Consider the following 18,129-nt stretch of genomic DNA (forward strand, 5'->3'; position numbering starts at 1 on the left):
GGGTTTTCGAAGCCTCAGCCAAAACGGCGCAGCTTCGATCCGATATCGTGAACAGCTCTCCCGCAGGTCGGCTCTTGTCGCCTGTTGGACGGGTAACGTGACGGGTCATGCAGAACGTATGGCTGCCTTGGTGAAAGGGAAAACCGATGCTGGATTGGCTGCTGAAACGCAAGCTCTCTCCGATGGCCGAGGCTCTGGCAACAGAGTACCCGTTGGTCGCAGCCGGACAGGGCGGGATCCTGTCAGGCACACATGTGGCCTCACATCTTGGTTGGCGCCCGATTGAGGCGCTGGCCGTGGGCGATATGGCCCTCACTTTCGACCATGGGATGCAGCCCATTGTTGATATACACCGCGAAACGCTATTGCTGACCAGCGGTGCCCCCAATCCGCTGACATGTCCGGTTTATATTCCGCAGGATGCGCTGAACAACCGTGCGCCGCTTTGGGTGATGCCGAACCAGGGGATTCTGATCGAAAGCGATCTGGCCTGTGACGGGCAGGGCGATCCGTTTGTGGTGGTGCCAGCCTGCGCGCTGGAAGGCTATCGTGGCATCCGTCGGGCAGAACCAGAGACGCGGCTGGAGATCGTTGTACCGCGCTTTGCACAGGATGAAGTCATCTATCTGGAAGCCGGCTTGCTGGGGTTCAGTGTCTCACCGCGTGATCTGTTGTCATTCGATACAAGCGCGCAGCCAGATCTCTATCGCGTGCTGCAGCCCGATACGGCCCGTGAACTGGTGATCGATATGATCACTGAAGAAAGCGTCTGGGCCAATACCCTGCCGATGGGGCCGGGTGGTCATGGTGCAGCGGAATTTGCCGTGATGGTCTAAGTCTCGGAAATCAGCTGATCGAGTGGGAAGTCGTCATCCGATTTGGAGGCGGCTTTTTTCATTTTTTCAGACGCTTCTAAGGCGAGGCTCACATGAAAAAGCGGCGCCCGTGAGCACCGCTTTTCCCATGTTTTGAAATCAGTTTATCGTGCTGATCAGGCGGCCTTGCTGGCCTCCGGGTTAAAGCGACCGTAGAAGGTCTGGCCTTTCTCCGCCATCTCCCGCAGCAGCGGCGGGCAGGTGAAGCGTTCGCCGTATTTTGCGGTCAGCTGATCACAACGCTCGGCCGCATAAGGCGTGCCGATGATGTCGAGCCAGCTCAGCGGGCCACCGGACCAGGGCGCAAAGCCCCAGGCCAGAATGGCGCCAACGTCCCCTTCGCGGATGTCCATTAGAACACCTTCTTCCAGCGCCCGTACGGCTTCCAGAACCTGTGCGAACATCAGGCGTTCCTGCACCTCAATCAGATCAGGCTGTTCGTCGGCCAGCGGATATTTCTCCTGCATGCCCTTCCAGTACCCCTGACGCTTGCCCTTGTCGTCATAGTCGAAGAAACCAGCGTTGGACTTGCGTCCCAGACGGCCCTGTTCTTCCATCCAGAAAATCAGATCATCCGCAGCGCTTTCGGGATAAGCATCGCCCATCGCCGCCTTGGTGGCACGAGCGATCTTGGCACCCAGATCAATCGAGGTCTCATCGGTCAATTGGATCGGACCCACAGGGAAGCCCAGCTGACGCGCGGCATTGTCGATCAGCGCGGGGGCAACGCCCTCGGTGATCATGCGTGCGCCTTCGTTCACGTAGGGGATGATGCAGCGGTTGCAGTAGAAGAACCGGGCATCATTGACCACGATCGGGGTCTTGCGGATCTGGCGCACGTAGTCGAGCGCCTTGGCCACTGCGCGATCCCCGGTTTTCTCACCCTTGATGATCTCCACCAGGAACATTTTTTCCACCGGCGAGAAGAAGTGAATGCCGATGAACTGCTCCGGGCGCACCGAGGCCTCTGCCAGATCCGTGATCGGCAGGGTCGAGGTGTTGGAGGCAAAGATGCAATCCTCGGGGATGATCGCCTCGACCTTCTTGGTCATCTCGGCTTTGACACCTGGATCTTCGAACACCGCCTCAATGATCAGATCGCAGCCCTTGAGGTGGTCCAGATCAGGGGTTGCGGTGATGCGTGACAGCATCGCCTCTTTTTTGTCGGCGGTGACTTTGCCGCGTTTGATGCCCTTGTCGAGATAGCTTTCGGTATAGGCCTTACCCTTGTCGGCGGCAGCCTGATCACGGTCGATCAGCACAACCTCCATCCCGGCCTGAGCGGAGACCAGTGCGATGCCAGCCCCCATCATGCCAGCGCCCAGAACGCCGATCTTCTTGACCGACTGATCCTCAATACCCGCAGGACGCACTGCGCCTTTTTCCAGCGCTTCCTTGTTGAGGAAGAGCGAGCGGATCATTGCCTCGGACGAAGGGTTCATCAGCACATGGGTGAACCAGCGCGCCTCAATCTTCAGCGCTGTATCGAAGGGCACGAGCGCGCCTTCATAGACCGCACTCAGCAGCGCCTTGGCTGCCGGGAAGGCGCCAAATGTTTTGCCATGCACCATGGCTGCCGCACCAAGGAAGGTCATGAAGCCCGCAGGATGATAGGGCGCGCCACCAGGCATTTTGTAACCCTTGGCGTCCCAGGGCTTGACGATATCGGCGTCTTTTGCCTCCAGAACCCAGGCGCGGGCTGCGGCCAGCGGGTCTTCGACAACCTCGTCAATAATGCCGGCACCTTTGGCTTTCTTGGGGTCGACCAGTTTGCCTTCCAGCAGGAAGGGGGCCGCCGCCATGGCGCCCATCTTGCGCACCAGACGGGTGGTGCCGCCTGCACCGGGGAAGATGCCAACCATAATCTCCGGCAGGCCGATTTTTGCCTTGGGGTTGTCAGCGGCAAAGATGCGATGCGTGGACAGCGGCAGTTCCAGACCGATGCCAACAGCGGTGCCGGGCAGGGCTGCTGCCACCGGTTTGCCACCCTTGTTGGTCTTGGCGTTCATGCCTGCACGCTCGATCTTGCGCAGACCTTCGTGCATTTTCATGATGCCTTCAAAAAGACCGCGCGCGGGCTCGTCACCGGCATCCTCTTTCATCTTGGCGAGCACGTTCAGATCCATGCCACCGGCAAAGTCTTTCTTGCCAGAGGTGATCACGATGCCTTTGACAGCGTCGTCTGCAAGCGCGTCATCGACCAGACCGTCAAGGTCGATCATCGCCTGGCCGTTCAGCACGTTCATGGTTTTTCCGGGGCAGTCCCAGGTGATGATGGCGACGCCGTCGGCGTCTTTCTTCATTGTGAAATCAGACATATCTTCTTCTCCTGCCGCCTGGGTTACACGCGTTCAATGATGGTGGCCGCGCCCATGCCGGACCCGATGCAGAGCGTTGCCAGACCGGTTTCACGGTCGCTGCGCTCCAGCTCATCCAACAGTGCGCCGAGGATCATGGCGCCGGTGGCACCCAGCGGGTGACCCATCGCAATAGACCCACCGTTGACGTTCACCTTGTCGTGGTCCACTCCAAAGGCCTGCTCGAACCGCATCACAACACTGGCGAAGGCTTCATTGACCTCAAACAGGTCGATGTCGCCAATTGCCATGCCGTTGTCGCGCAGGATCTTTTCTGTAACAGGCACAGGGCCGGTCAGCATGATGGTGGGGTCGGTACCAATTTTGGCGGTTGCTTTGATCCGTGCCCGCGGCTTCAGACCCATCGCCTCGCCAAACTCTTTGTCGCCGATCAGTACGGCAGCGGCGCCATCCACGATACCGGAAGAGTTGCCTGCGTGGTGAATGTGATTGATCCGCTCCAGATGCGGATATTTCAGCATCGCGATCTTGTCGAAGCCGGGCATCTGCTCGCCCATCATCTGAAACGCGGGATTCAGACTGCCGAGCGATTGCATGTCGGTGCCGGGGCGCATGTACTCATCGTGGTCCAGAATGGTCAGGCCGTTGATGTCGCGCACGGGTACGATGCTGCCCGCAAACCGGTTGTCGTCCCATGCCGCCTTGGCCCGGCGCTGAGATTCCATTGCCATGGCGTCGGCATCGTCGCGCGAGAATCCGTATTCAGTCGCGATGATGTCGGCGGAGATGCCCTGCGGGACAAAATAGTTCTCGATGGCGATGGCGGGATCAACCGCGATGGCACCACCGTCCATGCCCATGGGAACGCGGCTCATAGATTCCACACCGCCCGCGATATAGGCGTGACCGGCGCGGCCACGCACCTGGTTGGCAGCCATGTTGACAGCTTCCAGACCCGAGGCGCAGAACCGGTTGATCGAGACACCTGGGATGGATTCATCCAGGTCAGAGGCCAGAACAGCGGTCCGCGCCAGGCAGGCGCCCTGTTCGCCGACCTGGGTGACATTGCCCCAGATCACGTCCTCAACTGCGTGGCCTTCCAGATTGTTTCGGTCTTTCAGAGCGTTGAGAGCCACTGCCGACAGTCGCGCGGCTGTCACTTCATGCAAGGACCCATCCTTGCGACCCTTGCCGCGCGGGGTGCGCACAGCGTCATAGATATAGGCTTCGGTCATATCAGTCTCCTCAGGCTCGGTCCGACGGGTTGCCGGGCATTAGATCGTAGGGGGCTTTCCAGCCCGGTTGCGCGCTCAACCGTGAGAGCCACGCGTCGATATTAGGCCATTCAGCTCGCACGAAGCCGAAGGGTTCAGGGTAATAGAGATAAGAGCAGCAGGTCAGATCGGCGTTGGTGACGTCATCGCCAACAATCCAGTCGCGGCCCTCAAGGTGTTGATCCAGAATGGCATAAGCCGCCTTCAGTCGACCTTGCAGGAAGGCAATGACCTCTTGCGGGCGTTTGTCTTCAGGCAGGAAATTCATCAGGAAGCGGCAGAGACCGGCGTTGGAGGACAGTTTGTGATTGTCCCACAGCTGCCAGCGCAATATCTCGCGCGCCTCTTCCTGTGTCTTGCCGCCGAGTTTGCCATAGGTATCTGACAGATACTGTTGGATGACGCCAGATTGGCTGAGCGTCAGATCTCCGTCGACCAGAACCGGGCATTCTCCCATCTCATTTACATCGCTGCGAAAGGGTTCGCCGCGTGTGGTGCCGCTGAAAAAATCGACAAAGACCGACTCCCAGGCGATCCCGCCCAGTTCAAGCGCCAGCGCTGCCTTATAGGAATGGCCGCTCTCGCCGAAACAGTAGAGTTTGATGCTCATGACATGTCCTTCCTGTTGCCGGAGCGCGTGGGGGTTTCACACCCCCACACCCCCGTGGAGTATTTGTGGAAAGATGACGAAGTGTTCACTCCGCATTAACAGTGGTGACGCGACGATGGCGGTGCGGGACAGGCTGGAGAGCCGATGCTCGTGAAAGGTGACGGCGCGCCGACCCATTAGGCGGAGAGCTCGGGGGGAGGCGCGTCTCATCCTGTCACCTTTCCCCAAATACTCCCGCCGGAGGCATCCGGCGCTCGCAGTATCGCCTGCCGTTCGCAGTGTCACAAAGACCTCGCAATCAGTTCCTTCATGATTTCATTGGTGCCGCCATAGATCCGCTGGACGCGGGCATCTGTCCACATTTCTGCCACGGCATATTCCTGCATGAAGCCATAGCCGCCATGCAGCTGGACGCATTCATCAAGCACATCGCCCTGTGTGTCCGTGATCCAGTATTTCGCCATCGCGGCCTTCTCGACCGTCAGCTTACCCTGGAGATGTTCGACCATACATTCGTCGAGAAACGCGCGGGCGACCTTGGTTTTGGTCTGGCATTCCACAAGTTTGAAGCGGGTGTTCTGAAACTGGGTGAGCGGGCCGCCGAAGGCTTCACGTTCCTTGCAATAGGTGATGGTGCGTTCAACGGCACCTTCCATGGCGCCGACCGCGCCACAGGCAATGATCAGCCGTTCCTGGGGCAGCTGTTGCATCATCTGATAGAAACCCTGGCCCTCAGTACCGCCCAGAATATTCTCAGGTGCGATTTCCACATTGTCGAAGAACAGTTCTGATGTGTCCGCGGCATGCAGGCCGATTTTATCGAGGTTGCGACCACGGCTGAACCCATCGGCGCCATCGGTTTCCACAGCCACCAGGGAGATACCCTTGGAGCCTTGCGAGGGATCGGTCTTGGCGGCGACCAGGATCAGATTGGCGTGCTGGCCATTGGTAATGAAGGTTTTCTGACCGCTCAGCCGATAGGCGTTGCCGTCTTTGACAGCCTTTGTCTTGATGCGCTGAACATCCGAACCGGTGGAGGGTTCGGTCATCGCCAAAGCGCCGACCAGCTCGCCGGTGATCATTTTGGGAAGCCAGCGCTGTTTTTGCTCTTCGGTGCCATAGGCCAGCACATAATGCGCGACGATGCCCGAGTGGATTCCGTGTCCCCAGCTGGCAAGATTGGCGCGGCTGCCTTCGATCAGGATTGCGGCTTCATGGCCGAAATCACCACCGACACCGCCGTATTCTTCTGGTACGGAGGGGCAGAGCAGGCCGAGCGCGCCAGCTTCATTCCAGGTGGAGCGATCCATCATGCCTTGTTTGCGCCAGGTCTCGAATTTCGGCGCCCATTCACGGGTGATGAACTGCGCTGTCATATCGGCCAGCATCTGGTGTTCGTCGGTCATCCAGCTGGAGTGTTGCTCTGCGCTCATGGGGCTCCCCTTGGTGTCTGTATCGTGCCTTGTGGCATCTGTTGTCTGCTGGTGGCGCGTGCTCACCTACCGTTTGCGGTCCTCAAGCTCGGCATTGAACAGCCGCAGCCTGTGGGTGAGGTTGTCGCTGTCTGTCACGCTGTCGAAGTTCTCAAATAGAAAGGACAGCGCTTCGCCCTCGTCGAGGCCAGCCTCCTGAGAGAATTTTCGCAACCGGCGGTAGCCGTCTTCGGTCATGGCGACCGGCAGGCGGCGTGTGAGGCGAAAGCGTTTGGGCATGGTCTCTCCTCCGATTGCGGCTCCCCGGAAGACCTCCGGAGCGCCAGTCTGCTATATCTGCCCCGGTGTCAGATGACGGGGCGGGTGTCGGAGCCCCTATGAGGATGGGGCTCCGATCTGAGTAAGTCGCGGCTCAGAACTGGTCTGCGGCCAGCGCCATAACGGTGTCGCCACCGGTCTGGATACGGCTGAGATGCAATGCAGTCGCAGGCAGTTGGCGTGCCATGTAATAGCGCCCGGTCGCGATTTTTGTCTCGTAGAACGCGGCGTCAGAAGACCCGGCGTCAAGTTCAGCCTGCGCAGCCTTTGCCATCTCGGCCCACATCAGGCCGAGGCAGACATGGCCGAACATGTGCATGAAGTCATAAGAGCCGGAGAGCGCGTTGTTCGGGTTGGTCATGCCGTTTTGCATGAAATACATGCCTGCGGCCTGCAGATCCTTTGACGCGGCTTTCAGAGGTTCAATGAACTCTTTGCTGTAAGATTCTGAAATATCGCCGTTTTCCTTGCAGAAATTCTTGACCATCTCGAAGAACGCCATGACATGCTTGCCGCCGTCCTGCGCCAGCTTACGGCCAACCAGATCCAGAGCCTGAACGCCGTTGGCGCCCTCATAGATCATCGCGATACGGGCGTCGCGGGTGTATTGCGACATGCCCCATTCTTCAATATAGCCGTGGCCACCATAGATCTGCTGGGCCTGAACGGTCATGTCGTAGCCCTGATCCGTCAGGAAGCCTTTGATCACCGGTGTCAGCAGCGAGATCAGCCCGTCGGCGTCCTTGTCCTCGGCGCGGTGCGCCTGGTCGATCATCTTTGCCCCCCAGAGGATAAAGGCGCGCGCGCCTTCGGCAAAGCTTTTCTGATCCATCAGGTTGCGGCGAATGTCCGGGTGAACGATCAGCGGGTCTGCCGGGCCATCCGGGTTCTTCACGCCGGTGACATCGCGCCCCTGAAGACGATCCTTGGCGTATTCCAATGCGTTCTGATAAGCGGCCTCGGCCTGGGCCAGACCTTGCATGCCAACACCGAGACGGGCCTCGTTCATCATGGTGAACATGGCGCGCATGCCCTTGTGCTCGGTGCCGAGCAGGTAACCGGTGGCGCTGTCATAGTTCATCACACAGGTTGAGTTGCCGTGGATGCCCATTTTCTCTTCGATCTTACCGACCGACACGCCGTTACGGTCGCCGAGTGAGCCGTCTTCCTTGACGATGAACTTCGGGACGATGAACAGCGAGACGCCCTTGATTCCGTCGGGGCCGCCGGGGATCTTCGCCAACACCAGATGGATGATGTTGTCGGCCATGTCGTGATCACCAGAGGAGATGAAGATCTTCTGACCGGTGATTTTATAACTGCCGTCGTCCTGTGGCTCGGCCTTGGTGCGCATCAGACCCAGATCGGTGCCGCAATGCGGCTCGGTCAGGTTCATGGTGCCGGTCCATTCGCAGGAGACCATCTTCGGCAGGTAGGTGTCTTTCTGCGCGTCGGTGCCATGGGCGAGGATGGCGGAGGCGGCGCCATGGGTCAGGCCCTGATACATGGTGAAGGCCTGGTTCGCGGCAGAGAACATCTCACCCACGGCGGTGCCCATGATATAGGGCATGTTCTGGCCACCATACTGTTCCGGCATGTCCAGCCCGGTCCAGCCGCCTTCCTTCACTTGCTCAAACGCGGCCTTGAACCCGGTGGGGGTATAGACCACGCCATTTTCAAGACGGCATCCCTCAGTGTCACCTACGGTGTTCAGCGGGTGCAGCACTTCGCTGGAGATCTTGCCGGCCTCTTCCAGAACGGCGTTGGTGAAATCGGCGTCCAGCTCGTCGTAGCCGGGGATGGCCTTTTCAGAGATCTTCAGAACATTGTGCAGAATGAACTGGGTGTCTTTGATCGGGGCGGTATAACTGGGCATCGCGGTCCTCGCTGTGGTTCTGCGGTGTCTGTCTGGTTGCCTCTCCCATGGTGGGACAGGCGAGTATGGGGGCCGGGATCTATTCCGCGGCTTCTTGTTTGGCGGTCATTGAGGCGATCACGCGATCTCCCCAACGCAGTTGCTCTTTCAAGTCGTCAATCGCCTCGTTCAGCTCATCGCGTTGGCGCTCCATATCGGCGAGACGCTCGCAAGCGATGTCATAGGTGCGGGTCAGCTGTGTCAGCTGCTGGTCGCCCATATGATAGAGGTTCAGAAGTTGCCGGATTTCCTCGAGGCTGAAGCCAAAGCGCTTGCCGCGCAGGATCAGCTTCAGCCGGGCCTGGTCGCGTTTGGTAAAAAGGCGTTTCTGACCCTCACGGATCGGGAACAACAGTTCCTTGGCTTCGTAAAACCGCAATGTACGCGGCGTCACGCCGAACTCATCGCACATCTGGCGGATGGTCTTGGTTTCATCGGTCATCGTCGTAACTCATAACTGCTGGGTTGTGAGACTAAGGTGAGCAGCTTGCACGGCGTTTACAACAGCAACTTGACGTTGACGTAAGTTGAACGCTGCGTCACTTTTGGAGGTGACGTAGGATCCGGTAAAGTGACGCAGCGTTATCTTCATTGTGCAGCAATGGGTTGCCCAGTGAAATAGGGGTATTTTGAAATTTTACGGGCATTATCAGCGTGGATTTTGTGTCTAATATGTTCGATTAATTTGACTGAAGCCGCCGCGCTGCCATCGCAATACAGGGGATGGTTTGGGTAAAATCGACAAACGCCCCACCAATCCGGCGGGGCGTTTCGAGTAGAGATTCGATGATAGGTTCCCCCACAGGGGCAGTGGTCAGGCGTCCTGTGATAGCAGGCTCAGCGTTGTCGCGCGCAGATCGTGAAGCTCTTGGAGAGCCTCGTCCAGCTGCTCGCGCTGCTTGCGCAGCTCGCTCATCTGGCGGTCGGCCATTTCGACAAACGCGCGGTTTTGCGCCTCATCGCCCTCATTTTCATAGATCAGCAGCCACTGGCGGATCTCTTCCAACTGAAAGCCGAACTTTCGTCCGCGCATGATCAGTTTCATCCGAGCCCGTTCACGGGCACCGTAAAAGCGGGACCGACCTTCGCGGTCGGGTTGCAACAATTCGATGTACTCGTAGTAGCGAAGCGTGCGCGGGGTCACGTCGAATTCGCTGCACATCTCCTTGAATGACAATTTTTGTTCGGTCATTCCCAATTCTCCCTTACCCGCAAACTAAGCGCAACCGACAGGGGGTTCAACCGCTGGGCTTGCTCTTCGGCCAAGGTATGACTGATAAAGAGGAAATCAAAACAACGGGGGGCCTCATGGTCGACAAGACTTTATTGGCACGACAGTTCATTGAGGCCATTCCTCACGCGCAGGAGCTGGGGATGAAGTTGACGGAACTGGGGGAGGGCTCCGCCGAGATTGTCATGCCCTATGATGAGAAGCTGATTGGTGATCCGGAAACAGGAGTGATCCATGGTGGGGCTGTGTCGGCCCTGATGGATACCTGTTGCGGAGCTGCGGTGATGTGCCATCCGTCTGGGCCGGGGGGAACCGCAACCATTGATCTGCGCATTGACTACATGCGCGCAGCAACCCCGGGACAACGGATCGTGACCCGCGCCACCTGCCATCACATGACCCGTAATGTTGCCTTTGTGCGCGCCACCGCGATGGATGAGGATGAAGCAAACCCCGTGGCCACCGCTGTTGGCGCCTTTACAGTGGAGAGCAAGTTTTGAGCCGTCCCCGTCCCGAACCCGTCCAAGTGGTGAAACAGCGGCGCGATGCAGCTCTGGCAGCCCTTGTGGCTTCCGTGCCCTATGCGCGCTTTCTCAACATCACGTTTGACCGCCGCGGAGATGAGCTGACGGCCCAGCTGAATTTTGATCACAAACTGATCGGCAACCCATTTCTACCAGCCATTCACGGTGGCGTGACGGCCGCGTTTCTGGAGATGACGGCGGTCATGACACTCACCTGGGCGAACCTCTGGGAACGCATCGAAAGCGGCAGTCTTGATGTCGAGGAATTGGCCTCTGGCAAGCTGCCACGCCAGCCCAAGACCATTGATTTCACGGTGGACTACCTGCGGTCAGGCCTGCCGAGGGATGCCTATGCACGGGCCACGGTGTCGCGGTCAGGTCGACGCTATGCCTCGGTCCATGTGGCGGCTTGGCAGGATCACAAGGACAAGCTTTTCGCCCAGGCAACGGGTCACTTTCTGATGCCTCAGGAGGCGGCAACGCACTCCTCGGCCTCGCCGGAATTTGTGGCTGATGCTGCGCCGGACGACAAGGCTTAGACGAATATGACAGGCACCAGCGCCGCAGGGAGCGAGCCGATCAGCCATAAGCGCGTGTTGAAAATCGCGCTGCCGATTGTGCTGTCCAATGCCACCGTGCCGATCCTTGGCGCGGTGGATACCGGCGTTGTTGGTCAGATGGGGCAGGCCGCACCAATCGGGGCGGTTGGGATCGGGGCGGTCATACTGGCCACGATCTACTGGATCTTCGGATTTCTGCGCATGGGCACCACTGGGCTGGCTGCGCAGGCGCGTGGCGCCGGGGATTGGGCTGAAACCGGTGCCTTGCTGACCCGAGGTGTCCTGCTGGCCTTCGCTGCTGGAGCCGTGTTTATCGCTGGACAGGCCGCCGTATTCTGGGGGGCCTTTGCGCTGGCGCCGGCCAGCGCCGAGGTCGAAGGGCTGGCGCGGGCTTATCTGGAAATCCGGATCTGGGGCGCGCCCGCAACCATTGCGCTTTATGCAGTGACGGGCTGGTTGATTGCCGTGGAGCGGACGCGCGGTGTGTTCGTGCTCCAGATCTGGATGAATGGCCTCAATATCCTTCTGGATCTGTGGTTTGTGCTGGGCCTTGGATGGGGCGTCGAAGGTGTCGCTGCCGCGACCCTGATCGCGGAATGGAGCGGTCTTGCACTGGGGCTCTGGCTGTGTCGCGATGCCTTTGCGGGCCGCCAATGGCGCAACTGGGCGCGTGTCTTTGATCCTGCTCGGCTCAAGCGTATGATGCAGGTCAATGGCGATATCATGATCCGCTCGGTGCTGCTGACCGGATCCTTCACAACCTTTCTGTTCATCGGCGCCGATCTTGGTGATGTCACGCTGGCGGCCAATCAGGTGTTGCTGCAGTTTGTTGAAATCACAGCCTTTGCGCTGGATGGGTTTGCCTTTTCCGCAGAAGCGCTGGTCGGCAGCGCGGTAGGGGCCAAGGCGCGGATGCAGCTGCGGCGTGCAGCGGTTGTGGCCAGCCAATGGGGCGTCGGCGGCGCAATTGCACTGGGCCTGCTCTTCTGGCTTGGCGGTGGTTGGCTGATTGACGTGATGTCTACATCTGAGGCCGTGCGCGCGGCGGGGCGGGACTATCTGATCTGGGCGGCTGTGCTGCCGTTGATCAGTGTCGCCAGTTATATGTTTGACGGAATTTATATTGGCGCCACCTGGACCCGTGATATGCGGATCGCGATGCTGCAATCGGTGGCGGTCTATGTGGTTGCGCTGGTGGTTTTGGTGCCAAGCCTCGGCAATCATGGGCTCTGGGCGTCGTTGATGGTCCTGAATGTGGCACGTGGGGTAACACTTGGTCTGCGCTATCCACGATTGGAGGCGCAGGTTGGCAGCTAAGAGCGCAACTGGCGCTCTTAGCTAGGTTTTACAGCAAGGTCTTGAGGGCCTCTGTCGGACGACCGATCACGGCTTTGCCGCCCGCGATGGCAATGGGGCGTTCGATCAGGGTCGGATGCGCAGACATTGCTGACAAAAGATCCGGCTCGGCGCTGTCTTTGGTCAGGCCCAACTCCTTGAAGAGCGTCTCTCCGGTGCGCATCATATCCACCGCTGAGATATTGAGCGCAGCCAACACCTCTTTCAGTTCAGCAATCGTGGGGGGTGCGTTCAGATAAGCGCGCGTCTGCACCTCTGCGCCGTGTGCCTCAAGCAGCGCAAGGCCTGCGCGGGATTTGGAACAGCGGGGATTGTGCCAATAGGTGATCATAACCAGTCTCCTCTCTTGCTGGCGACAGCGTCTGCGACGTTAGCATGGCCATCACGCGCCAGCAGATCGTCCAAACCGCGTGCGATATCGCCGACCAGTGACAAACCGCCATAGACCATAGCCGTATAGAATTGCACCGCAGAGGCTCCGGCGCAGATCTTGGCATAGGCCTGCTCTGCGTTGGAGATGCCGCCGACGCCGACCAGCGGCACGCGACCGTTCAGCAACTCGGACAGCTGCGCCAGAACACGGGTGGATTTCTCAAACAGTGGCGCACCAGACAGTCCGCCCGCTTCGCCGCGATGGGCGCTGTTGAGCCCTGTCCGCTCAAGCGTGGTGTTGGTTGCAATCACCGCGTCGATGCCGGTTTCGACAGCGACCTCGGCGATATCTTCGATACCGGCGCGATCAAGATCCGGCGCAATTTTCAGGAACACAGGCACCCGCCGATCCAGCCCGTCGCGGGTGTCGGTCACGCCACTGAGCAGGGCCGAGAGCGCCGCTTTTCCCTGAAGGTCACGCAGTTTTTCGGTGTTGGGAGAGGAGACATTCACCGTGGCGAAATCCAGATGCTCACCACAATGGGCGAGCACCTTGGCAAAATCTGCCGCCCTGTCGCCGCTGTCTTTGTTTGCGCCAAGGTTGAGGCCGATCACCGCGTCCTGCGGACGGACTGCGAGGCGCTGGCCGATCACTGCCATCCCCTCATTATTGAAGCCGAACCGGTTGATTGCGGCCTGATCTTCGGTCAGGCGGAACAGGCGGGGCTTGGGGTTGCCGGGCTGGGGCCGGGGGGTGGCAGCGCCCACTTCAATGAACCCGAAACCGGCCTGACTGAGCGGGCGCAGCGCCTCGGCGTTTTTGTCAAAGCCTGCAGCCAATCCAACCGGGTTGGGCAGATCAAGGCCCGCGATCTGCGTGGCAAGCCGGGGAGAGGTGACAGGGCCGGGCGTCGGCGTCAGCCCCAGCTTCAAGGCTTTGATCGACAGACCATGGGCGGCCTCTGGATCACAGCGGTGCAGCGCCGCAAGGGCGAGACGTTCGGTCAGGCTCACGCCATGTCCTCCGGGAATTGATGCGTGCCATCAACCAGCGGCAGCGGCTTGGCCCAGAGCACATCCTCCATGGTCATTTTGCGATAGAGATGCGGGAATTCGTCCCCGCCGCGCGAGATTTCCCAGCGCAGGTCAGAGCCAAGACGGTCAGCCTCGACTGCGATCAGCCACAGGCCGTCAGCTCCGGCGAAATGCTTGGCCGCGGTTTCCTGTGATTGGCTGGCGGTGGAGAAATGAATGTAGCCATCGTTGAGATCGATCGGGGCGCCGAGGGTCTCGCCCTCTGTCTGCAGGGTGGTCCATTCGTCGGTGCGGAAGATTTTATAGATCAGCATGGCGCGGTGATGCCCTGCGCGTCTGGGTGAATCAAGGCTGAATATTACCCCGCTTGACGCAAAGGCAGCACGGCGGCGAATTTTTCCCCTTTGACTGTCCCGGCATTTCCCCGCACCATTCGGTCAATAGAAAAATAAGGGAGTATGTTTCCATGATGATGCGTTTTCTGACGTCGGTGGCGGCGCTTGGCTTGACGGCGGGCGTGGCGGCAGCTGACTACAAGCTGACCATTTTGCACACCAATGACTTCCACTCTCGGTTTGAGCCGATCAGCAAATATGACAGCGGTTGTCGCGAGGGCGACAATGCTGAGGGTAAGTGCTTTGGCGGATCTGCACGTCTGGTGACTGCGCTTGCGGACGCGCGCGCGCGCAGCAACAACAGCATTCTTGTGGATGGGGGCGACCAGTTTCAGGGATCGCTCTACTATACCTACTATAAGGGCAAAGTTGCCGCCGAGATGATGAACAAGCTGGGCTATGACGGCATGACTGTCGGCAACCACGAGTTCGATGATGGCCCCGAGGTGCTGCGTGGCTTCATGGATTCTGTTCAGTTTCCTGTTTTGATGTCCAATGCGGATGTCAGCGGCGAGCCTACGCTGGCAGACGTGCTGAAGAAATCCACAGTGATCGAACGCGGCGGTGAGAAAATTGGCCTCATTGGTCTCACACCAGAAGATACACCTGACCTGGCCAGCCCGGGCAAGAATATCACCTTCACCAATCCGGTTGATGCCGTTCAGGGCGAGGTCGACAGGCTGACCGCAGAGGGCGTGAACAAGATTATCGTGCTGAGCCATTCGGGATATGCCGTGGACCAGCGGGTCGCGGCCGGCACCACTGGGGTGGATGTAATTGTAGGTGGGCACAGCAACACCTATCTTTCCAATACTTCAGAAAAGGCTGCAGGCCCCTATCCAACCATGGTCAATGATGTGGCCATCGTACAGGCTTACGCCTATGGCAAGTTCCTGGGCGAGCTGAACGTGACCTTTGACGATGCCGGGAATGTTGTTGAAGCGGTGGGTGAGCCGCTGATCATGGATGGCACTGTTGCCGAAGACGAAGGCACCGTTGCCCGCATTGCCGAGCTGGCCAAACCGCTGGATGAGATCCGCAACAAAGTTGTTGCAGAGAGTGCGGAAGCTGTTGACGGTGACCGCAACAATTGCCGCGTTCAGGAATGCCAGATGGGCAATCTGGTGGCCGATGCCATGCTGGACCGGGTGAAGGATCAGGGCGTCAGCATTGCGATTGCCAATTCTGGCGGTATCCGCGCCAGCCTGGAACCCGGTGAGGTCACGATGGGCGAGGTCCTGACGGTGCTGCCGTTCCAGAACACGCTTTCGACCTTTGAAATCACCGGTGAGCAAGTGATTGCGGCGCTGGAGAACGGGGTAAGCCAGGTTGAAGAAATCAAGGGTCGCTTCCCGCAGGTTGCCGGGCTGAAGTTCACCTGGGATCCCACAATTGCCCCTAATGAGGGTCGCATTCAGGATGTCATGGTCGGGGAAGGTGACAGTTTCGCACCGATTGATCCGGCCAAGACCTATGTGGTTGTCACCAACAACTACGTCCGCAACGGCGGCGACGGCTACAAGGTCTTCGCGGGTGACGATAAGAACGCCTATGACTTCGGCCCGGATCTGGCCGACGTGATGGCGGAATATCTGGTCGAAAACTCGCCCTATAAACCCTACACCGACGGCCGCATCAGCCAGAAGTGAGTGGCGGCAGCTGTAGCGCTGCTTTTTGAATAATGGACTGGACCGCGCCATATACCTGGCGCGGTCTTTGTTTTTTGCCCTGGCTGAGGCATAAGACGGTTATGGACCACCCACTGATTGACCTTATCAACGCCCGCATCGAGAAGGCGGAGGCCGATGGCGCTTTTGACAATTTGTCAGGAGCAGGCAAGCCGCTGCCACATGTCGACGACCCGGAGAACGCGTTGGTTAACCGCTTGGTTCAGGAGAGTGGTGGTGTGCCGGAATTTGTCAGCTTGTCCCGGACGCTGGCCGGTCTGCGACAGCAGCTGGTCGACACGGGCGACCGTACAAGGCGTCAGGACATCATGAATGAGATGTCGATGCTTGAGGCCCGCCTGGATCTTGCACGTAAGGCCCATGGAAAATAACGTCCCACCTGCGGACGCTTGCTGGCGGGGGCCGATAAGGCTGTCTGATCCTTTGTAATTCGTAAAGACTGCCCGGCACCTTAGACGATCACCGGGTTCGGTCAGTCGTCTTTCAGGGGGGCTGTCGGGGCACGGTGCGGCGCGCGGCGCAAACGGTCGCCGACCTGGGTTGCCTTCGTCAACAGCGTGGTCATCTGCACCTGCTCGGCAGGGCTGAGGCCGGTCAGTATATCGGCCTGCAATTCCGCAACAATCGGTAGGGCGCGACGCAGCAGAGATTGCCCGCTGTCGGTCAGCGTCACCACCCGCGCACGTCGGTCCGTCGTGGAGATGTCGCGCCGGATCAGCGCCTTGGCCTCCAGCCGGTCGATCACCTTTCCAAGCGTCGCCCTGTCATAGGCTATTCGGGCGGCAATCGTCGCCTGATCGACACCAGGTTCATGGGCCACGGCTTCGATGGCGGCAAACTGAACCGGTGTCAGGTCAATATCATTGCGCGCCATGTGGTCCGCAAACAGCGCTACAGAAATTTGGTGCAATCTCCGGATCAGATGGCCGGGGAACTGCAATGTATCTACCCGTGGCTCTGACATGTCCTACCTCCCGTTGGACAAAAGAATCCCCTGCACATCCGACAGGGCCGGGTGCGGTGAAACAATAGATAGAATTTCAAACGAATCTTTGAGCCATAATAAAATGTTTACAGGGCGAAGGGAATGCGACTTTTCCTTGCGTCCGTGGCGCTGTAGATCATCGGATATGACCATTCGTTTTACATCGCTATCCGATATCCTCGATCAGGACTACGATTGCGTCATTGACGTGCGGAGTCCCGCCGAATTCGCCGAAGATCACTGGCCCGGTGCCATCAATCTGCCGGTTCTGGACAATGAGGAACGCGCGGAAGTCGGCACGATCTACGTTCAGGAAAGCCCGTTTCTGGCGCGCAAAGTGGGGGCGGCCAAGGTGTTTCGCAATGCCGCGGATCATGTTGAGCAAAGGCTAAGCCATCATCCCGGTTCCTGGCGGCCACTGGTCTATTGCTGGCGGGGTGGTCAGCGCTCGGGCAGCTTTACCTGGTTGCTGCAACAGATCGGTTGGCGTGCCGATGTGGTTGAGGGCGGTTATCAGAGCTACCGCCGTCTGGTGAATGACTATCTATATAAAACGGAACTGCCGCATCGTTTTGTGGCGCTGGATGGCTATACCGGCACCGCCAAAACCGAAATTTTGAAACGGGTCCAATCTCTTGGCGGTCAGGTTCTGGATCTGGAAGGGCTGGCGCATCATCGTGGCTCGCTGCTGGGTGATCACCCGACGCCGCAGCCGAGCCAGAAGGCGTTCGAGTCCGAAATAGCTGGTCAGCTGGCGCGGATGACACCGGAGCGGCCTGTGCTGGTGGAGGCGGAATCCAGCAAGATTGGTGCGCGGATCATTCCGCCGCGGCTGTGGTCCGGAATGAAACGCGCCCCGCGGATTGCGGTTGAGGCATCCATTGCAGCGCGCTGTCGCTACCTGTTGGCGGGGTACGACGATATCCTGTCCAATGGTGAGATGCTGCGTATCCGGCTGGATGGGCTGCGGGCGCACCGCTCCAACGCGGTGGTCGATGGCTGGTTGCAGTTGATTGATGCAGGCGACAAACCAGCGCTGACGGAGGCGTTGATGGTGCAGCACTACGATCCGGCCTATGAGACCGCGCGCCGGACCATCGGCGCGGATGTTGTCGCGACACTTCGGGCCGGGGATCTTGGGGAGGCTGATCTGGACCGGCTGGCCGCAGATCTGCTTGGCGAACTTGATCGGATGTCGTCCGGGTAGCCTCCGGTGCGGGATATTCAACGCGACAACACC

Annotated in this window: 19 protein-coding genes; 7 read left to right on the forward strand and 12 right to left on the reverse strand. The window is 59.1% G+C overall.

Features of this window, described 5'->3' with window-relative positions; all coding sequences use genetic code 11:
• Window positions 1-146 precede the first annotated feature (146 nt).
• On the forward strand, window positions 147-836 hold the full coding sequence (locus J4721_RS03590; protein WP_102854427.1) for a Hint domain-containing protein: 690 nt from the start codon (window positions 147-149) through the stop codon (window positions 834-836).
• A 155-nt stretch (window positions 837-991) separates the two neighbouring features.
• On the opposite strand, the gene J4721_RS03595 is transcribed toward J4721_RS03590, so the two are convergent.
• From J4721_RS03595 to J4721_RS03630, 8 genes are all read right to left on the reverse strand, one after another.
• Entirely contained in the window at window positions 992-3,193 is a 2,202-nt protein-coding gene (locus J4721_RS03595) for a 3-hydroxyacyl-CoA dehydrogenase NAD-binding domain-containing protein (RefSeq protein WP_211002117.1), read from the reverse strand.
• 23 nt (window positions 3,194-3,216) lie between these two features.
• Complete coding sequence (locus J4721_RS03600; RefSeq protein WP_211002118.1) at window positions 3,217-4,428, reverse strand: acetyl-CoA C-acetyltransferase; 1,212 nt, start codon at window positions 4,426-4,428, stop codon at window positions 3,217-3,219.
• 10 nt (window positions 4,429-4,438) lie between these two features.
• Window positions 4,439-5,077: a glutathione S-transferase family protein gene (locus J4721_RS03605; RefSeq protein ID WP_102854429.1), complete on the reverse strand. Its 639-nt coding sequence runs from the start codon at window positions 5,075-5,077 to the stop codon at window positions 4,439-4,441.
• A 281-nt stretch (window positions 5,078-5,358) separates the two neighbouring features.
• Entirely contained in the window at window positions 5,359-6,510 is a 1,152-nt protein-coding gene (locus J4721_RS03610; protein ID WP_014874333.1) for an acyl-CoA dehydrogenase family protein, read from the reverse strand.
• Between the two features lie 66 nt (window positions 6,511-6,576).
• The gene (locus J4721_RS03615; protein ID WP_014874334.1) at window positions 6,577-6,789 is read right to left on the reverse strand and encodes a hypothetical protein; all 213 of its coding nucleotides are present in this window, start codon (window positions 6,787-6,789) and stop codon (window positions 6,577-6,579) included.
• 133 nt (window positions 6,790-6,922) lie between these two features.
• A complete protein-coding gene (locus J4721_RS03620; RefSeq protein WP_076614702.1) occupies window positions 6,923-8,704 on the reverse strand; it encodes an acyl-CoA dehydrogenase C-terminal domain-containing protein in 1,782 nt (593 codons plus the stop codon).
• Between the two features lie 79 nt (window positions 8,705-8,783).
• Window positions 8,784-9,185 carry a MerR family DNA-binding transcriptional regulator gene (locus tag J4721_RS03625; protein ID WP_014874336.1) on the reverse strand — a complete coding sequence of 134 codons (402 nt, stop codon included), beginning with the start codon at window positions 9,183-9,185 and terminating at the stop codon, window positions 8,784-8,786.
• Between the two features lie 372 nt (window positions 9,186-9,557).
• Window positions 9,558-9,935 (reverse strand): MerR family DNA-binding transcriptional regulator, encoded by a 378-nt coding sequence (locus J4721_RS03630; protein ID WP_014874337.1) that lies wholly within the window; start codon window positions 9,933-9,935, stop codon window positions 9,558-9,560.
• Between the two features lie 116 nt (window positions 9,936-10,051).
• Between J4721_RS03630 and J4721_RS03635 the strand changes: the two genes are divergently transcribed.
• Genes J4721_RS03635 through J4721_RS03645 form a run of 3 tightly spaced genes read left to right on the forward strand, consistent with a single transcriptional unit; the run spans window position 10,052 to window position 12,375 of the window.
• Window positions 10,052-10,474: a PaaI family thioesterase gene (locus tag J4721_RS03635; RefSeq protein ID WP_014874338.1), complete on the forward strand. Its 423-nt coding sequence runs from the start codon at window positions 10,052-10,054 to the stop codon at window positions 10,472-10,474.
• On the forward strand, window positions 10,471-11,037 hold the full coding sequence (locus tag J4721_RS03640) for a PaaI family thioesterase (RefSeq protein ID WP_014874339.1): 567 nt from the start codon (window positions 10,471-10,473) through the stop codon (window positions 11,035-11,037). Before J4721_RS03635 ends, J4721_RS03640 begins: the two co-directional genes overlap by 4 nt.
• A 6-nt stretch (window positions 11,038-11,043) precedes the next feature.
• Window positions 11,044-12,375: an MATE family efflux transporter gene (locus J4721_RS03645; protein ID WP_211002119.1), complete on the forward strand. Its 1,332-nt coding sequence runs from the start codon at window positions 11,044-11,046 to the stop codon at window positions 12,373-12,375.
• 28 nt (window positions 12,376-12,403) lie between these two features.
• On the opposite strand, the gene arsC is transcribed toward J4721_RS03645, so the two are convergent.
• The 3 genes from arsC to J4721_RS03660 are packed head-to-tail and all read right to left on the reverse strand — an operon-like array spanning window position 12,404 to window position 14,135.
• Window positions 12,404-12,745: an arsenate reductase (glutaredoxin) gene (gene arsC, locus J4721_RS03650; protein ID WP_102874467.1), complete on the reverse strand. Its 342-nt coding sequence runs from the start codon at window positions 12,743-12,745 to the stop codon at window positions 12,404-12,406.
• On the reverse strand, window positions 12,742-13,800 hold the full coding sequence (locus J4721_RS03655) for a quinone-dependent dihydroorotate dehydrogenase (RefSeq protein WP_211002120.1): 1,059 nt from the start codon (window positions 13,798-13,800) through the stop codon (window positions 12,742-12,744). Before J4721_RS03655 ends, arsC begins: the two co-directional genes overlap by 4 nt.
• Window positions 13,797-14,135, reverse strand: a complete 339-nt coding sequence (locus J4721_RS03660; RefSeq protein WP_014874343.1) for a DUF952 domain-containing protein — start codon at window positions 14,133-14,135, stop codon at window positions 13,797-13,799. Before J4721_RS03660 ends, J4721_RS03655 begins: the two co-directional genes overlap by 4 nt.
• A gap of 152 nt (window positions 14,136-14,287) precedes the next feature.
• Here J4721_RS03660 and J4721_RS03665 point away from each other — a divergent pair, with 152 nt between their 5' ends.
• Both J4721_RS03665 and J4721_RS03670 read left to right on the forward strand, forming a co-directional pair.
• On the forward strand, window positions 14,288-15,865 hold the full coding sequence (locus tag J4721_RS03665; RefSeq protein WP_211002121.1) for a bifunctional UDP-sugar hydrolase/5'-nucleotidase: 1,578 nt from the start codon (window positions 14,288-14,290) through the stop codon (window positions 15,863-15,865).
• 101 nt (window positions 15,866-15,966) lie between these two features.
• A complete protein-coding gene (locus J4721_RS03670; protein WP_211002122.1) occupies window positions 15,967-16,275 on the forward strand; it encodes a DUF1992 domain-containing protein in 309 nt (102 codons plus the stop codon).
• Window positions 16,276-16,376: 101 nt separating this feature from the next.
• On the opposite strand, the gene J4721_RS03675 is transcribed toward J4721_RS03670, so the two are convergent.
• Window positions 16,377-16,868, reverse strand: coding sequence for a MarR family winged helix-turn-helix transcriptional regulator (locus tag J4721_RS03675; protein ID WP_102854435.1), 492 nt, complete (start codon window positions 16,866-16,868; stop codon window positions 16,377-16,379).
• A gap of 166 nt (window positions 16,869-17,034) precedes the next feature.
• On the opposite strand from J4721_RS03675, the gene mnmH reads away from it, so the two are divergent.
• Window positions 17,035-18,096, forward strand: a complete 1,062-nt coding sequence (gene mnmH, locus J4721_RS03680; RefSeq protein WP_014874346.1) for a tRNA 2-selenouridine(34) synthase MnmH — start codon at window positions 17,035-17,037, stop codon at window positions 18,094-18,096.
• Window positions 18,097-18,129: the final 33 nt, after the last annotated feature.

This window comes from Phaeobacter sp. HS011, from assembly GCF_018101215.1.
Classification (GTDB): Bacteria; Pseudomonadota; Alphaproteobacteria; order Rhodobacterales; family Rhodobacteraceae; genus Phaeobacter; species Phaeobacter inhibens.

Excerpts from the sequence above, each read along its gene's own strand:
- J4721_RS03670 (WP_211002122.1), top strand. The coding sequence starts at position 15,967 with ATGGACCACCCACTGATTGACCTTATCAACGCCCGCATCGAGAAGGCG.
- mnmH (WP_014874346.1), top strand. The coding sequence starts at position 17,035 with ATGACCATTCGTTTTACATCGCTATCCGATATCCTCGATCAGGACTAC.
- J4721_RS03600 (WP_211002118.1), bottom strand. The coding sequence starts at position 4,428 with ATGACCGAAGCCTATATCTATGACGCTGTGCGCACCCCGCGCGGCAAG.
- J4721_RS03610 (WP_014874333.1), bottom strand. The coding sequence starts at position 6,510 with ATGAGCGCAGAGCAACACTCCAGCTGGATGACCGACGAACACCAGATG.
- J4721_RS03645 (WP_211002119.1), top strand. The coding sequence starts at position 11,044 with ATGACAGGCACCAGCGCCGCAGGGAGCGAGCCGATCAGCCATAAGCGC.
- J4721_RS03605 (WP_102854429.1), bottom strand. The coding sequence starts at position 5,077 with ATGAGCATCAAACTCTACTGTTTCGGCGAGAGCGGCCATTCCTATAAG.
- J4721_RS03625 (WP_014874336.1), bottom strand. The coding sequence starts at position 9,185 with ATGACCGATGAAACCAAGACCATCCGCCAGATGTGCGATGAGTTCGGC.
- J4721_RS03595 (WP_211002117.1), bottom strand. The coding sequence starts at position 3,193 with ATGTCTGATTTCACAATGAAGAAAGACGCCGACGGCGTCGCCATCATC.
- J4721_RS03615 (WP_014874334.1), bottom strand. The coding sequence starts at position 6,789 with ATGCCCAAACGCTTTCGCCTCACACGCCGCCTGCCGGTCGCCATGACC.
- J4721_RS03635 (WP_014874338.1), top strand. The coding sequence starts at position 10,052 with ATGGTCGACAAGACTTTATTGGCACGACAGTTCATTGAGGCCATTCCT.
- J4721_RS03590 (WP_102854427.1), top strand. The coding sequence starts at position 147 with ATGCTGGATTGGCTGCTGAAACGCAAGCTCTCTCCGATGGCCGAGGCT.
- J4721_RS03620 (WP_076614702.1), bottom strand. The coding sequence starts at position 8,704 with ATGCCCAGTTATACCGCCCCGATCAAAGACACCCAGTTCATTCTGCAC.
- J4721_RS03630 (WP_014874337.1), bottom strand. The coding sequence starts at position 9,935 with ATGACCGAACAAAAATTGTCATTCAAGGAGATGTGCAGCGAATTCGAC.
- J4721_RS03665 (WP_211002121.1), top strand. The coding sequence starts at position 14,288 with ATGATGATGCGTTTTCTGACGTCGGTGGCGGCGCTTGGCTTGACGGCG.
- J4721_RS03660 (WP_014874343.1), bottom strand. The coding sequence starts at position 14,135 with ATGCTGATCTATAAAATCTTCCGCACCGACGAATGGACCACCCTGCAG.
- arsC (WP_102874467.1), bottom strand. The coding sequence starts at position 12,745 with ATGATCACCTATTGGCACAATCCCCGCTGTTCCAAATCCCGCGCAGGC.
- J4721_RS03675 (WP_102854435.1), bottom strand. The coding sequence starts at position 16,868 with ATGTCAGAGCCACGGGTAGATACATTGCAGTTCCCCGGCCATCTGATC.